The sequence below is a fragment of the Streptomyces sp. NPDC014006 genome, assembly GCF_043088925.1.
Lineage (GTDB): Bacteria > Actinomycetota > Actinomycetes > Streptomycetales > Streptomycetaceae > Streptomyces.
On sequence record NZ_JBICAJ010000009.1, the window covers coordinates 40,723 to 55,039 of the forward strand.

Consider the following 14,317-nt stretch of genomic DNA (forward strand, 5'->3'; position numbering starts at 1 on the left):
GCAATCAGTTGACGTCCACGTCGTCGAACACCGCCAGCATCTCGCCGAGCACCCGCAGGCAGGCCGTGAGGTCGGCCTCGGTGAGATCACCGCCGACCTGGCGCAGCAGGGCGCGCTCCCGGGTCAGGACGGCGGTGATCGCGGCTGATCCGTCGGCCGTCAGGCGGATCAGCGAGGACCGCTGGTGTGCGGGGTTCGGGATGGACTCGACCAGGCCGCGCGCGGCGGCGTCGTTCACCATCCGCTGTACGAACTGGCGGCTGAGCGACTGCGCGCGGCCCATCTGCGGCACGGTCATCGGGCCGTTGCGGTGCAGCAGGTCCAGTACGGCGCGCACGCCCACGGAGAGCCCTTCGACGGCCTCCCCCTGTTCGACGGCCCGCTGGACGCGCCGGTAGAGGGGGCCGACCACGTCGAACACCTCGCTGAGGCGGTGCGCGAGGGCGTCGGGGGTGAGGGGATCATCGGCGGCGTTCACCCGACCATCATGACACCTAAGTTGTCATCACCCCGTACATATGACACCTTGGTTGTCATGATGACGGATGCGCGGGACCTCTCCTTCCTCGACCTCGACGACGGCGGCCGCCTCGCCTACCGCGACGCCGGCTCCGGCCCGCCGCTCGTGCTGCTCCACGGCGGCTTCCTGGACCACCGCATGTGGCACGCCCAGATCCTGGCCCTGGCCGCCCGGTACCGGGTGCTCGCCCCGGACGCACGTGGCCACGGCGCCTCGTCCAACGCCACCGGGCCGTTCCGGCAGGCCGACGACGTCGCCGCACTGCTGCGCGGCCTGGACACCGGGCCCGCCGTGCTGATCGGCCTGTCCATGGGCGCCGGAATCGCCGTCGACACCGCGCTGGAACACCCGGACCTGGTGCGCGCGCTCGTGGTCACCGGCGCCGGCACCAGCGAGCCCGACTTCCAGGACCCGTGGAGCACCGCGTCCCTCGCCGACTGGACGCGCGCCCTGGCCGCCGGCGACATCGAGGCGTGGCTCGAGGCCACCTTGCGCTGGGCGGCGGGCCCCCACCGCACCCTCGACCAGGTCGACCCCGACGTCGTACGACGGCTGCGGGACATGCAGCTCGGCACCATCACCAAGCACACCGCCGATGAGACCGACTGGCGCGTCCCGGTGACGGACACCTGGAAGCGGGCCGCCGGCATCGAGGTGCCGGTGCTGGCGATCCACGGCGGCCTCGACGCGGACGACCACCTGCGCATGGCAGACCGGCTGGTCGCAACGGTGCGCGACGGGCGGGCCGCCACGGTCGACGGCACCGCCCACTACCCGAACATGGAACGGCCCGAGGCCTACCTCGCGCCGCTCACCGGCTTTCTGCGCTCCCTGTAGCGTCCTGGCGCGCCAGCGCCGAGCGCTTGTAGGAGTAGCCGAAGTAGACCACGCAGCCGATCAGGAACCACACGGCGAACCGCACCCAGGTCTCCCACATCAGGAACGTGATCAGCCAGATCGAGAAGACGACACCCAGCGCGGGCACGACCGGCATCCACGGCGTACGGAAGGTGCGCGGCAGTTCCGGATGCCGGTAGCGCAGCACGATCACCGCCGTACACACCACCACGAACGCCAGCAGGATGCCGATGTTGGTCAGTTCGGCCGCCGAGCCGATCGGGACGAACCCGGCGATGGCGGCCGACGCCACCCCGACGATCCACGTCACGCGGGTCGGCACCCGGCGCGTCGGGTGCGTCTTCGCGAACCAGGCGGGCAGCAGGCCGTCACGGGACATCGAGAACCACACCCGGGTCACACCCAGCATGAACGTGAACATCACCGTGAGGATGCCGATGATCGCGCCCACCGCGATCACGTCCGCGAGGCGGTCCAGGCCCACCGACTTGAAGGCGGTGGAGAAGCCGCTCTTGGGGTCGATGTCCTTGTAGTTCTGCATGCCGGTCAGCACCAGACAGGCCGCCACGTACAGCACCATCGAGATCACCAGCGAGTAGATGATCGCCTTCGGCATGTGCCGCTGGGCGTCCTTGGACTCCTCGGCCGCCGTCGACATGGCGTCGTAGCCGAACACCGCGAAGAACACCGTCGCCGCACCCGTGAAGGCGCCGCTGACGCCGAACGGGAAGAACGGGTGGTAGTTCGACGAGGTGATGTGGAAGACGCCCACGCCGATGACCAGCAGCACCACCAGCACCTTCAGCACCACGACGACGGTCTCGAAGCGGGCCGCGCTGCGGATGCCCAGATTCAGCAGCCAGGCGATCAGCAGACACAGCAAGGCCGCGAAGAGATCGACCTTGTGGCCGGAGCCGGTGCCCGGGGCGCCCAGCATCCAGTCCGGCAGGTTCGCACCCATCTCCTCCACGAGGAAGCTGAAGTAGCCCGAGATACCGATGGCCACCACCGCCACGATCGCGGTGTACTCCAGCAGCAGGTCCCAGCCGATGAACCAGCCCGCGAACTCCCCGAGCACCGCGTAGCCGTACGTGTACGCCGAACCCGCCTTCGGGATCAGCCCGGCGAACTCGGCGTACGACAGCGCCGCGCACGCGCTCGCCACACCGGCGATGAGGAAGGAGATCAGCACCGCCGGACCGGCCGTGCCGTTGGCCACCGTGCCGGCCAGCGTGAAGATGCCGGCGCCGATGATGCCGCCCACACCGATCGCGGTCAGCTGCCCGAGGCCCAGCGACCGCTCCAGCCGCGCGCCCTCCTCGACCTCCGTCTCCTCGATGTGCTCGATCGGTTTGCGACGGAGAATGCCCTCACCCATCCTGAGCCCGGCCACGCGCCTCACCTCTTCACGATCGGCAAACGGCTGACGGCGGATCATGATGGCCCAGCCCACCCGTCCTGGGAAGACGCCACGCACGAGGACGGACCACCCGGATCCGCGGCGGGGGTCGTCCGATCGGACGACCCCGTAGTCATCCGATGCGTGTGCCAGGACGAGCCGGGACGCCGACCGTGACGGGCCCGCTCCCGGCGGAGGCTGGAGGCACAGCGCACGGAGCGCTGAGCGGGACCCGGCACCACGCCGCGGTCCGCGCTGACGCGACACGACAGGGAGTCGTCCGGCATGCAGCACAAGGCCAAGAAGTTCTCCACCCGCGCCAAGGCCGTCACCTCGGCCGCCCTCCTCGCCGCGGTCGGCGCCGGTGTGGCCGGCGCGGTCTCCGCCTCCGCCGACACCCCGGCCGCCGCGCCCGCCGCCGCCCCGGCCGCACTCAAGGGCAGGACCACCACGACCAGCACCCACCTGACGATCGACGCGGCCACCGACGCCGCCCGGGCCGCCCTGGACGCCGCCGAGCAGGACGGCCGGCGGGTCACCGTCGCCGTCGTCGACCGCAACGGCAACACCGTGGTCACCCTGCGCGGCGACGGCGCCGGTCCGCAGTCCTACGACTCCGCCGTCAAGAAGGCGTTCACCGCCGTCTCCTGGAACGCGCCCACCTCTGAGCTCGCCCAGCGCCTGGAGAAGGCCCCCCACCTGAAGGACATCCCCGGCACGCTGTTCCTCGCGGGCGGCGCCCCGGTCGCGTACAACAGCGCGCCGATCGCGGGCATCGGCGTCGCGGGCGCTCCCTCCGGCGACCTGGACGAGAAGTTCGCGCAGGCCGGCGTCGACGCGATCAGCAACGGCCGCTGACCGATCGGAGCACCCGCGTGAGCGCCACCCCGACCCGGCGCGGCGCTCGCGAACCGGCGGTGCGCGGCCTTCCCGCGGCCGCGCGCCGCCGGCGCACCCGCCTGAGCGCCGTCCTGACATCCGTCACCGCTTTGTGGAGGAGTCACGTCATGCCCCGCCTCGTGGTTCACGAGGAACCGTCCACAGCCGGCCTCGCCCTGCTGGACGCCGCCGAGCGCGGCGACGCCGACGCCGTCCGGGCCGCCCTCGCCCGCGGCGCACGCCTGGAGACCCGCGACGAGGCCGGCCGCACCCCGCTGCTGCGCGCCGCGCTCGCCGACCGCGTCGAGACGGCCCGTGTCCTGGTCGCCGCCGGCGCCGACGTCGACGCGCAGGACGACCGGCAGGACAGCCCGTGGCTGGTCACCGGCGTCACCGGCAGCGTGGCCATGATGCGCGCGCTGCTGCCCGGCGGCCCGGACCTGACGCGCACCAACCGCTTCGGCGGCGTGTCCGTCATCCCGGCGAGCGAACGCGGCCACGTCGACTACGTCCGCGCCGTGCTCGCCGAGACCGACATCGACGTCGACCACGTCAACCGGCTGGGCTGGACGGCGCTGCTGGAGGCCGTCGTCCTCGGCGACGGCGGCCGTGTCCACCAGGAGGTCGTCGAGACCCTGCTCGCCGCGGGCGCCGACCCGGCGCTGCCCGACGGCGACGGCGTGACGGCCCTCGCCCATGCCGAACGCCGCGGCTTCACGGGCATCGCGGCGGTGCTGCGGCAGGCGGAAGGCGGGCGGCGGTGAACCACCGCGCCACCGCCGCCGGCTCGCTCGCCGCGCTCGCCACCGCCGTGGCCGTCCTGACCGGCTGCACGACCAGCCTCCCCCCTTCGAGGGCGAGCGGCTCGCGGTCGTCGACCCCGCCACCGGCCGGGTCCGTGTCGAGCGCATGACCGCCGGCACCCACCAGCACGGCGTCACCGTCGCCGCGGACGGCACCCTCTACGCCGTCGGCACCGGCCCCATCGGCCCGGCGCGGGACGCCGGCCCGTCACTGACCGTCCGCACGCCGAGCGGCACCGAACGCGTCATCGCGCTGGACGGCCCGCACGAGACCGTCGCCCTGTCCGCCGACGGCCGCACCGCCTACGTCACCGGCGGGTTCACCCGCGACGGCCACTGGAACGGCGTCAGCGTCGTCGACACCGCCACCGGCACGGTGACCCGGCTGCCCGCGGGCCGCCGCCCGCTGGGCATCGCCGTACTGCCGGCGGCCTGATCCGACCGGCGGGACCTACGGCACCACCGTCACCGGCCACCGTCCCGCCTTCACCAGCCGGATGGCCACCGAGCCGATGATCCGGTGGCCGGCCTGCTCGGAGGCGCCCACCACCACCGCGTCCGCCTTCAGCTCGTCCGCCGCCTTCACCAGGCCGTTGTAGGGGTCGCCGCGGAACGTGTGGAACTCCCAGCGCACGTCGAATATCCCCTTGACCCGCTCGGCCGCCTCCCGGATCTGCGCGACCAGGTCCTCGGCGATCTCGTCGGTGGTCTCCGTGACCGGCGCGCCGAGCGCCGCGCCCGCCGCCAGCACCGGCTGCACGTAGACCACGGCCAGCAGCGCGTGCTGCCGCCTGGCCAGGCCACCGGCGTAGGCCGCGGCGCGCAGCGAGGAGTCGGAGCCGTCCACCCCGGCCACGATGACCTTCGGCCCGTCGGTACCTCGTTCGAACTGTTGGGAGCCGAACTGGTGAGAGTGCTGTTCCGTCACGCGCCGAGGCTATCGGAGGCCGCCGCTGCGCCGAGCGGCCGGGACGGCTCGACGGGCGGACGGGCCGCGGCCTTCCTACAGTCGGATGCATGAGTGCCACCGCGCAGGCCGCCCGGGGCCACGACGCCCCGGGGTCCATACGACCCGCCAGGAGCGGCTTCCTCAGCCGGGTGCCCGAAGGCTTCGCGACCTTCTTCGGCGCCCTCGGCCTGCTGTGCGCCCTGCTGGCGCTCATCGCGCCGCTGCGCCGCCTGCTGCGCCCGGTCGTGCGCTTCCTGGACCTCCTGCTGGTCCCCCTCAGCGCCAACCTCGCCTACGCCGTCTTCCTGTTCCTGCTCGCCGCCGCCACCGCCGCCCGCAAGAAGGTCGCCTGGTGGCTGGTGGTCGTCTACCTGGGCCTGGTCGTCCTCACCGACGTCCTCGGAGTCGCCGTCGGCCTGTACGCCCAGTCCGTGCCGTCCCTCGTGGTGTGCGCCCTCGCGCTGGTGCTGCTCGTCGTCGCCCGCCGCGAGTTCTGGGCCGCCTCCCGGCGCGGGGCGCTGCGCCGCGCCGTCGCCGTCCTGCTGGGCGGGCTCGCCGTGGCGATCCTCGCCGGCTGGGGCCTGGTCGAGCTGTTCCCCGGCACCCTGCCGCACGGCGAGCGGCTGTCCTGGGCCGCCAACCGGGTCCTCGGCGGCCTGGTCTCGGCCGGCTCCTTCGGCGGGCGCCCTCCTCCCGCGCTGCACTTCCTGCTGGGCCTGTTCGGCGCGCTCGCCCTGCTGAACGCCGCCGCCACCCTCTTCCGCTCCCAGCGGCTCGAAGCCGCCCTCCACGACGACGAGGAGGAACGCATCCGGGCCCTGCTCGGCCGCTACGGCGAGCAGGACTCCCTCGGCTACTTCGCCACCCGGCGCGACAAGGCCGTCGTCTTCTCGCCCAGCGGCAAGGCCGCCGTCACCTACCGCGTCGAGGCCGGGGTGTGCCTGGCCAGCGGCGACCCCGTCGGCGACCGCGAGGCCTGGCCGCACGCCATCGCCGCCTGGCTGGACGTGGCCCGCCGGCACGCGTGGGCGCCCGCGGTGATGGGTGCCTCGGAGGACGGCGCGACCGCCCACGCCCGGGCCGGGCTCGGCGCGCTGCAGCTGGGCGACGAGGCCATCGTGCACGTGTCCTCCTTCGACCTGAACGGCCGCGACATGCGGGTCACCCGGCAGGCCGTGCACCGGGTCCGCCGCACCGGCGCCACGTGCCGTATCCGCCGCCACGAAGCGCTCACCGACGCCGAGATGGAGGAGATCGTCGGCAAGGCGGACGCCTGGCGCGACACCGAGACCGAGCGTGGCTTCTCCATGGCCCTGGACCGCCTCGGCGACAGCGCCGACGGTGACTGCCTGCTGGTGGAGGCGTTCGGTGCGGACGGCCGGCTGCTCGCCCTGCTCTCCTTCGTGCCGTGGGGCCGCGACGGCGTGTCGCTGGACCTGATGCGCCGCGACCGCGCCGCCGCCCCCAACGGCATCATGGAGTTCATGGTCGCCGAGCTGTGCGCGGCCGCGCCGAAGCTGGGCGTGCGGCGCATCTCCCTCAACTTCGCCGTCTTCCGCTCGGTCTTCGAGGAGGGCGCCCGCATCGGCGCCGGACCGGTCCTGCGGCTGTGGCGGCGCCTGCTGCTGTTCTTCTCCCGCTGGTGGCAGCTGGAGGCCCTGTACCGCTCCAACGCCAAGTACCACCCCGAGTGGTACCCGCGCTTCCTGTGCTACGGCGACGCCGCCGCCCTCGCCCGCATCGGCCTGGCCTCCGGCATCGCCGAGGGCTTCGTCGCCGTACCCTCGCTGCGCAAGCTGTGGGGCAAGGCGCATCCGAGGGGGGTGCGGCGGCCCGTGACCACCGAGGGTCTGCCGCCGCTCGCGGCGCTCGGTCTCGAAGGAGGGGGCGAGACCGGGTCCGGCGGTGCGGACGTGGGCCTGCCCGAGCAGGTCCGCATCCGCCACCGCACCCTGGACCGGCTGCGCGCCGACGGCACCGACCCCTACCCGGTCGGCGTCCCGGCCCGCACCCACACCCTCGCCGAGGTCCGCGAGGGGCAGGACGTGACCGTCGCCGGGCGGATCATGCTGGTGCGCGACTTCGGCGGGATCGTCTTCGTCGTGCTGCGCGACTGGTCCGGCGACCACCAACTGGCGCTGACCCGCGAGGGGGCCGGAGCCGCCCTGGCCCGCTTCCGCGCCGGCACCGACATCGGCGACCACATCATCGCCACCGGCCGGGCCGGCGTCAGCGACAAGGGCGAACCGACCGTCTTCGTCACCTCCTGGCAGCTCACCGGCAAGTGCCTGCGCCCGCTGCCCGACAAACGCCGGGGCCTGGCCGACCCCGAAGCCAAGGTGCGCATGCGCTACCTCGACCTGGTCACCAGTCCCGCCGCCCGCGACGTCGTCCGGGCCCGCTCCACCGCCGTCCAGGCCCTGCGCCAGGGCCTGCTGGAGCGCGGCTTCCTCGAAGTCGAGACACCGATGCTGCAGCAGATCCACGGCGGCGCCAACGCCCGCCCCTTCACCACCCACATCAACGCCTACGACCTCGACCTGTACCTGCGCATCGCCCCCGAGCTGTATCTGAAACGGCTGTGCGTGGGCGGCATGGAGAAGGTCTTCGAACTCGGCCGCACCTTCCGCAACGAGGGCGTCTCCTACAAGCACAACCCCGAGTTCACGATGCTGGAGGCCTACCAGGCGTACGCCGACTACGACGTGATGCTCGACCTGGTGCGCGAACTGATCCAGGGCGCGGCCACGGCGGCTCTGGGCTCGCCCGTGGCCCGCAAGGACGGCCGGGAGTACGACATCTCGGGGCGCTGGCCGGTGAAGACGGTGTACGGCGCGATCTCCCAGGCCCTCGGTGAGGAGATCGACGCGGACACCGAACTGGCCCGGCTGCACCTGCTGTGCGACCGGGCCGGAGTGCCCTACACCCAGGACGACGGGCGCGGTGACGTCGTCCTGGAGATGTACGAGCGGCTGGTGGAGGAGCGCACCGAGCTGCCCACGTTCTACAAGGACTTCCCGACCGAGGTCTCCCCGCTCACCCGCCGGCACCGCACCGACCCGCGCCTGGCCGAACGCTGGGACCTGGTCGCCTTCGGCACCGAACTGGGCACCGCCTACTCCGAGCTGACCGACCCGGTCGAACAGCGCCGCCGCCTCACCGAGCAGTCCCTGCTGGCGGCGGGCGGCGACCCGGAGGCGATGGAACTCGACGAGGACTTCCTGGACGCCCTGGAGTACGCGATGCCACCGACGGGCGGCCTCGGCATCGGAGTGGACCGCCTGGTGATGTTCCTGACCGGCCTGACCATTCGGGACACCCTCCCGTTCCCCTTGGTCCGCCGCCGCTGACCTACCGCCGCCGCACGGCTTCGTCGGCGGGTCAGCCGTCCGGGCGCAGCAGGAGCAGGTCCTCACCCCAGGAGTCCAGCACCCGATCGTGCCCGGCGGCCCGGGCGGCCGCCTCGAACCGGCCGAACAGGGCCCGCTGGGTGTCCCGGTCTCCGTCGGCCAGGATGCGGCGCACCACCGGCGGCAACCGATCCGCACCCCACTCGGGCGCGCCGAGCGGATACCGCTCCAGCTCCCAGCACAGGTACTTGTTGCACCGGTCGGCGTCGGCGAGCGGTGAGGCGTGCCCGTCGCGCAGGACCAGTGGAGGTCGTGGTCGGAGCGTGCGGTGGGCATGCCGTCGTGCACCCGGGAGCCGCTGAGCACCAGTCCGGCGACGTCCGGGTCGGCGCCCGCTCGTGCCACGAAGGCGGCGAACGTGGCCTCGGGCGTGTCCAGGAGGGCGGGGGAGTCGGGCACGCCGCGACGGTAAGGGGCTCTGTCGGCCGCCGCACCCGATTTTCCGTGCGCTCGGTTCGCGCGTCCGGGTGCTTGCGCTGAGTGGGTGTTTCCTTGACGCCGGTGCGGTGGTGGTGTGGTGCGTCGTGCGGTCGGCGGGCGACTGATTGGTCATGAAGAAGGATCAGTTCCTCACCCGGCGCCGGGCGCTGCTCACCGGTGCCGCCGCTCTGGGCGCGGCCGGGACCGCCGGGCTGTTCGCACTGGAGGGCGCCGACGAGCCGCCCCGCCCCGCCGCGCCCGCCGCCGGCGCCCCCGCCCAGCTGCCGGAGAAGCCGTCCGCCTACCGTCTGCAGCCCCTGACCGGATATGGGCCGCCGCACACGGCACCGCCACGCACACCGGTGCGGCGCGAACCGCTGCTGAAGATCTCCGCGCGGGGCCGCACCATGTTCCTGACCTTCGACGACGGTCCCGACCCCCGCTACACCCCGGGCATCCTGGACACCCTGCGCGAGCACGACGTGCGGGCCACGTTCTTCGTGTGCGGGGAACAGGCCGACTGGAACCGGGACCTGCTGGCCCGCATGGCCGACGAGGGCCACGTCGTCGGCAACCACACCTGGTCCCACCCGCTGCTCACCCAGCTCGGCCGGGGGGAGATCCGCAGCGAGATGGAACGCACCAGCGACGTCATCGAGGTCGCCTACGGCGAGCGCCCCCGCTGGTTCCGCGCCCCCTACGGCGCCTGGAACCGCGCCGCCTTCCAGCTCGGCGCCGAGCTGGGCATGGAGCCGCTGGCCTGGACCGTCGACACCGAGGACTGGACCATCCCCGGCACGGGAGCCATCGTCCGCGCGGTGGAGGAGGGTGCCGGCCCCGGCGTCGTGGTGCTCTCGCACGACGCCGGCGGGGACCGCTCCGAGAGCGTCGGCGCGCTGCGCCGCTACCTGCCGCACCTGCTGGACTCCGGCTACCACCTCACCGTGCCGAGCCGCCCGTACGCCTGAGAGCTCGCGGGCCTTCGCCCGCCTGCCGGGATCCCGCTCAGCGGACCTCGGTCAGGCGGGCGAAGACGACGACGTTCCCGTCGTAACCGTTCTTCTTGGAAAAGCCGCCCCCGCAGGTGATGACCCGCAATTCCGCCGCGCCTTTGGAAGCGTAGACGCGGTCGCCGGGGAAGTCGGCCTTGGAGAACACCTCGATGCCGTAGATCTCGAACACCGCCGTCTTTCCGTCCTGGCGGTGCACCTCGACGCGATTTCCCTTTTTCAGCGCGCCCAGCCCATAGAAGACCGCAGGGCCCTGTTTGTTGTCGACGTGGCCGACGACGACCGCGGTGCCCTTTTCCCCGGGCGAGACCGAGCCGGTGAACCAGCCCGCCAGATTCGGGTCCTCCGGGGGTGGCGCGTCCACCCAGCCGTCCGCGTCCAGGCCGACCGGCATGAGGGGCGCGTCGACCTGGATCGCGGGAATGCGCACCCGGTCGGCCACGGAGAACGCCAGCGGTTCGGGCGCCCGGGAGAGCAGGCCCTGGGCGCTGCGGCTGTCCGCGGCCGCCGCTGACGCCGGCTGCGGCGGACCGACGTCGAACTCCCCGGAGCCATTGCGAATGAGCGCGAGACCGGTGAGCAGAACCAGCGCTATCACCCCCCAGGGGGCGCGCTTTCTCCGCCGCTCCTCCTCCTCGGCCAGTTCGGACAGCTCGGACGCAGACATTCGCCATCCCCTTTCGACACGGCCGTCGCCGCGCCATGGTGCGCATGAAAGAACGCTAAGTCCGGTCGGCCCGAGCGGCGAGGAGGCGACAGCGAACGGGTGGCGGGAGTTCCCCGTGTGCGCCATCCGTGGCGCGGCCGAACGGATCGTTTCTGACGGTCCGTGACCTGCGGCGATATCCGGCTGCGGCCCCTGTTCACGGTGTGTCGTCTCACCGGGACGGACCATCCCCGAAATGCGGGAGCGCGCACGGCATCTGAGGGTTTTGCCGGGAGACGCTTTCTCGCCGATCGACCGGGGACGGGTCCCGGGGCGTCTTCCGCGGAGGATCACATGCGCAACTCTCGTGCCCTGGCGGCCACGGCCGCCGCGGTCGCCGCCCTCGGCCTCGCCGCCCCCTCGGCCGCCGCGCGGGACGGCATGAACTTCAGACTGAGCAACATCGTCGCGCTGCCCAGCGTCATCGCCCGCGGCGGGCAGCTCACCATCACCGTCGACGGCTGCCCGTCCGGCGGTACCGCCACCTCGGACGCCTTCCAGCCCACGCCGCTCACCCCCATCCACGGCGCCAACCAGACCGCCAAGGGCACCGCGACGATCAACAACAACGCACGCCCCGGTGCGCACAGCATCACGGTCAACTGCAACGGCCGGTCCCTGACCAACCCGGCGGCCTTCACCGTCATCGGTGGTGTCCGCGGCGGTCTGGGCGGCAGCAGCTCCAGCGGCGCCACCCCCATTGACATGGCGATCGGCGGCGGGCTCGTGGCCGCGGCCGTCATCGGCGGCGGCGTGTTCTGGATGCGCCGCCGCTCCGAGAAGCACATCTGATCCCCGCGTCGCGTCTTTCCCTTCCCACCGCGCACACGTCGCACCGCGCACACGTCGCACCGCGCACACGACCAGGGCGCCGCCCTGGACCCCGAACGGGGTCCGGGGCGACGCCCTGCGGCACACCCGGCCGGCGGCGCACACGCGGATCAGCTGCCGCTCTCGCCGCTCCGCCGCCGCGCGAGGAGATACGCCGCGCCGGCCGACCCGGCGACGAGTGCCGCGCCCAGCCCGATCTCCCGTGCGTCGAACCCGCCGACGCTGCCTCCCGCACCTGCGTGCACCCCGCGGGGCACCGTCGGCTGCAGCGGCTGAGGCGTCGGACGCACCGGCCGGCCGCCGGCGATGCCCAGTCCCGTCGAGCCGCTCACCCCGTCACAGGTGAACGTCACCCGGTAGACGGCGCCCGGGCGCGCGTCCCGGTCGACGGTCGCCGTCGCCGACGACAGGCGCGGCGCGATGGTGACCGTGTCGAACACACCCGAGGAGACCGTGACCGCTCCTCGGCAGCCCCCGCGGCCGCGGTCGACCTGGAGGACGACCTGCCCGCCGGCCGAGACCGTCGACGGGACGACGCTGAAACCGAAGGGGGTGATGTTGCTGCCGTCGCCGTGCGCGACGGCGCCCGGCGCCGTCAGGGCGAGGCCGCCCAGGCTCAGCAGAGCGGCCGAAGCGACGCGTATCGCGCGCATGTGTTTCCTCCGGAATCCGAGGAGCGGCTGCGGACCTGTTCCGCTTGCGCAGAAGTGCCCCTCGATGACCGAAACGCTAAAAAGAGGATCGCGCCCCCGCGATCGCAGTAGCGCGAACGGGTCAAGCGTGTGCTCCATACGGGCGACGTGGCGTACGCGTCCGGGGGACGCATCGGCGTGGCGACGAGCGGCCCGGGCGTCCACCGCACCGCCGACCGTGCGGGCCGCCGCCAACCCTCGCTGACTCGGCCTCGGCGTCCGACAAGAGGCGTGACTCACCCCTTGGCGTGCGGGAAGAGGCTGAGCAACGGCTCCATCGACGCGGCCGTGTCCCGGCTGTACGGCGCGTCGAAGTCCCAGATCAGGAACAGCAGGAAGGCGATAAGGGCCGAGAAGAGGCCCGCGAGGACCAGTTCGCGCGGGGTGCGGCGGATCTGGAGGGCGAAGACCATGCCGATGGTGACCACCGCCCCGGTGAGCAGCCCGAACCACACCACGCCCGGCATGGTCGGCGAGGTGGCGTTCGCACGGGCGGTGCGGGCTTCGTCGGCCGCGGTGACCTGGTCGAGCAGCGGCTGGTAGGCCTGCGCCTCGAAGTCGTTGCGCGGCTGGTAGTCGGTGACGTCCCGGCGCAGCCCGTCGAGCAGGCGGGTGCCGCGCTCGGTGACCGCGCCGTGGTCCTCCATCGCCTTCCACTCCTTGGTGGCGACGTGTCCGACATAGGCGTTGACATCCGCCCGGATCCGGTCACGGATCGGACCGGGATAGACCCGGACGCGCTGGTCGATCTCGTGCAGCGCCTGCGCCTCCGCCTGCACATGGTCCTGCGCGGTGCTGCGCGCCTCCCACACGCCCGCGATCGCCAGGCCCAGGACGATGGCGTAGACCACGCCGATCCACATGGTCATGTACTCGATGACGTCCGGAGTCTCACTGGGGTCCTCGTCCTCGGCCGCCGTGCGGTGACGGACGAGCGTGATGACGACCACCACGACACAGGCGGCCAGCATCGCGAGGGTGAGAACAAGCCATTCCGGCAACGGGGGTACCTCCGGGGCTCAGCGCGGGCGGAGCGCGGCGACGGCCACGATCGCGGGCGTGGTGATGAGCAGGACATAGACGACGGGCGAGACGTGGTGGCTGCGCTGCCGTCGGGGCGGCGCCGCGTGCTGCCGCGGGTAGTTCACCGGGCTCGTGGAGGGCCGCGGTGCCGGCGTCGGGGTGGGCGTGGGGACCGGCGGCGGAGGCGGGGCCGGGCGGACCGGCGCGGGCCGGGGCGCGGGCGCCGGTGGTGCGAGCTCCGGTGGTGCGGGGGCCGGTGGTGCCGGGGCCGCAGGCGTGGGCCGCGGTTTCGTCGGCGGGGGTTTCGGTGCCGGCTTCGGCGGCGGTGGTTTCGGCGAAGGCACAGGCACAGGCGGAGGTGGCGGCACAGGCGGCGGTGGCGGTGGAGGAGGCGGTGGTGGCGGGGGAGTCGGACTGGGTGTCGGGCTCGGTGAACACCCGGGCGGGATCGGCCAGTCGAGGCTGCCGGCCGCCGCCACCGCCGTCACCCCGTCCGGTCCGGTCGAGGCGTAGGCGCAGGCGTCGGCCGTCGCCGTCCCGGCCGGTGCGCCCACCAGGAACCAGCTCAGGGCCACCGCGGCCAGCACCCGTGTGCCCACGGTGGTTCGGGTCGGTCCGGGTCCATACACGACGCAGATCATGAGGTGCGCGGGACCCCGTCATGCCTGGCCGGCGGCGGAATGCTCCGAATGAGCGACGGCGCTCGGCGTGGCGCCGTGCACGGCTGACGCTCGTATGTCCGGCGCTCCGCACGCCTGTCCGACGGAATCACCCCCTCCGCAAAGATTTCCGCACCGGCGTTGAACACACCCACCGT

General features: G+C 73.0%; 14 protein-coding genes and 1 pseudogene. 7 read left to right on the forward strand and 8 right to left on the reverse strand.

What is annotated here, in order from left to right; all coding sequences use genetic code 11:
• Positions 1-4 precede the first annotated feature (4 nt).
• Positions 5-478 carry a MarR family winged helix-turn-helix transcriptional regulator gene (locus ACF1GV_RS28110; protein ID WP_391685849.1) on the reverse strand — a complete coding sequence of 158 codons (474 nt, stop codon included), beginning with the start codon at positions 476-478 and terminating at the stop codon, positions 5-7.
• A gap of 60 nt (positions 479-538) precedes the next feature.
• Between ACF1GV_RS28110 and ACF1GV_RS28115 the strand changes: the two genes are divergently transcribed.
• Positions 539-1,357, forward strand: a complete 819-nt coding sequence (locus ACF1GV_RS28115; RefSeq protein WP_391686422.1) for an alpha/beta fold hydrolase — start codon at positions 539-541, stop codon at positions 1,355-1,357.
• On the opposite strand, the gene ACF1GV_RS28120 is transcribed toward ACF1GV_RS28115, so the two are convergent.
• Positions 1,332-2,771, reverse strand: a complete 1,440-nt coding sequence (locus ACF1GV_RS28120; protein WP_391685851.1) for an amino acid permease — start codon at positions 2,769-2,771, stop codon at positions 1,332-1,334. The genes ACF1GV_RS28115 and ACF1GV_RS28120 overlap by 26 nt on opposite strands.
• Positions 2,772-3,062: 291 nt before the next feature.
• Here ACF1GV_RS28120 and ACF1GV_RS28125 point away from each other — a divergent pair, with 291 nt between their 5' ends.
• The 3 genes and pseudogenes from ACF1GV_RS28125 to ACF1GV_RS28135 form a co-directional block, all read left to right on the forward strand.
• Entirely contained in the window at positions 3,063-3,635 is a 573-nt protein-coding gene (locus tag ACF1GV_RS28125) for a heme-binding protein (RefSeq protein ID WP_391685853.1), read from the forward strand.
• Between the two features lie 149 nt (positions 3,636-3,784).
• The gene (locus ACF1GV_RS28130; protein WP_391685855.1) at positions 3,785-4,420 is read left to right on the forward strand and encodes an ankyrin repeat domain-containing protein; all 636 of its coding nucleotides are present in this window, start codon (positions 3,785-3,787) and stop codon (positions 4,418-4,420) included.
• 82 nt (positions 4,421-4,502) lie between these two features.
• Positions 4,503-4,895, forward strand: a pseudogene (locus ACF1GV_RS28135) (YncE family protein); the annotation flags it as partial.
• 15 nt (positions 4,896-4,910) lie between these two features.
• Here ACF1GV_RS28135 and ACF1GV_RS28140 read toward each other — a convergent pair.
• Positions 4,911-5,387: a universal stress protein gene (locus ACF1GV_RS28140; protein WP_391685857.1), complete on the reverse strand. Its 477-nt coding sequence runs from the start codon at positions 5,385-5,387 to the stop codon at positions 4,911-4,913.
• 89 nt (positions 5,388-5,476) lie between these two features.
• On the opposite strand from ACF1GV_RS28140, the gene lysX reads away from it, so the two are divergent.
• Positions 5,477-8,758, forward strand: a complete 3,282-nt coding sequence (gene lysX / locus ACF1GV_RS28145; RefSeq protein ID WP_391685859.1) for a bifunctional lysylphosphatidylglycerol synthetase/lysine--tRNA ligase LysX — start codon at positions 5,477-5,479, stop codon at positions 8,756-8,758.
• 31 nt (positions 8,759-8,789) lie between these two features.
• On the opposite strand, the gene ACF1GV_RS28150 is transcribed toward lysX, so the two are convergent.
• Positions 8,790-8,936: a hypothetical protein gene (locus tag ACF1GV_RS28150; RefSeq protein ID WP_391685861.1), complete on the reverse strand. Its 147-nt coding sequence runs from the start codon at positions 8,934-8,936 to the stop codon at positions 8,790-8,792.
• A 433-nt stretch (positions 8,937-9,369) separates the two neighbouring features.
• Here ACF1GV_RS28150 and ACF1GV_RS28155 point away from each other — a divergent pair, with 433 nt between their 5' ends.
• Positions 9,370-10,206 (forward strand): polysaccharide deacetylase family protein, encoded by an 837-nt coding sequence (locus ACF1GV_RS28155; protein WP_391685863.1) that lies wholly within the window; start codon positions 9,370-9,372, stop codon positions 10,204-10,206.
• 37 nt (positions 10,207-10,243) lie between these two features.
• Here ACF1GV_RS28155 and ACF1GV_RS28160 read toward each other — a convergent pair whose 3' ends face one another.
• Positions 10,244-10,915, reverse strand: a complete 672-nt coding sequence (locus tag ACF1GV_RS28160) for a class F sortase (RefSeq protein WP_391685865.1) — start codon at positions 10,913-10,915, stop codon at positions 10,244-10,246.
• Between the two features lie 333 nt (positions 10,916-11,248).
• Between ACF1GV_RS28160 and ACF1GV_RS28165 the strand changes: the two genes are divergently transcribed.
• The gene (locus tag ACF1GV_RS28165) at positions 11,249-11,746 is read left to right on the forward strand and encodes a hypothetical protein (RefSeq protein WP_391685867.1); all 498 of its coding nucleotides are present in this window, start codon (positions 11,249-11,251) and stop codon (positions 11,744-11,746) included.
• 149 nt (positions 11,747-11,895) lie between these two features.
• Here the strand turns inward: ACF1GV_RS28165 and ACF1GV_RS28170 are convergent, their stop codons facing one another.
• The 3 genes from ACF1GV_RS28170 to ACF1GV_RS28180 all read right to left on the reverse strand — a co-directional run bounded on the left by ACF1GV_RS28170 (position 11,896) and on the right by ACF1GV_RS28180 (position 13,625).
• Positions 11,896-12,438 carry a hypothetical protein gene (locus tag ACF1GV_RS28170; protein ID WP_391685869.1) on the reverse strand — a complete coding sequence of 181 codons (543 nt, stop codon included), beginning with the start codon at positions 12,436-12,438 and terminating at the stop codon, positions 11,896-11,898.
• A 275-nt stretch (positions 12,439-12,713) separates the two neighbouring features.
• A complete protein-coding gene (locus ACF1GV_RS28175; RefSeq protein ID WP_391685871.1) occupies positions 12,714-13,478 on the reverse strand; it encodes a hypothetical protein in 765 nt (254 codons plus the stop codon).
• Between the two features lie 18 nt (positions 13,479-13,496).
• On the reverse strand, positions 13,497-13,625 hold the full coding sequence (locus ACF1GV_RS28180) for a hypothetical protein (RefSeq protein ID WP_391685873.1): 129 nt from the start codon (positions 13,623-13,625) through the stop codon (positions 13,497-13,499).
• Positions 13,626-14,317 lie beyond the last annotated feature (692 nt).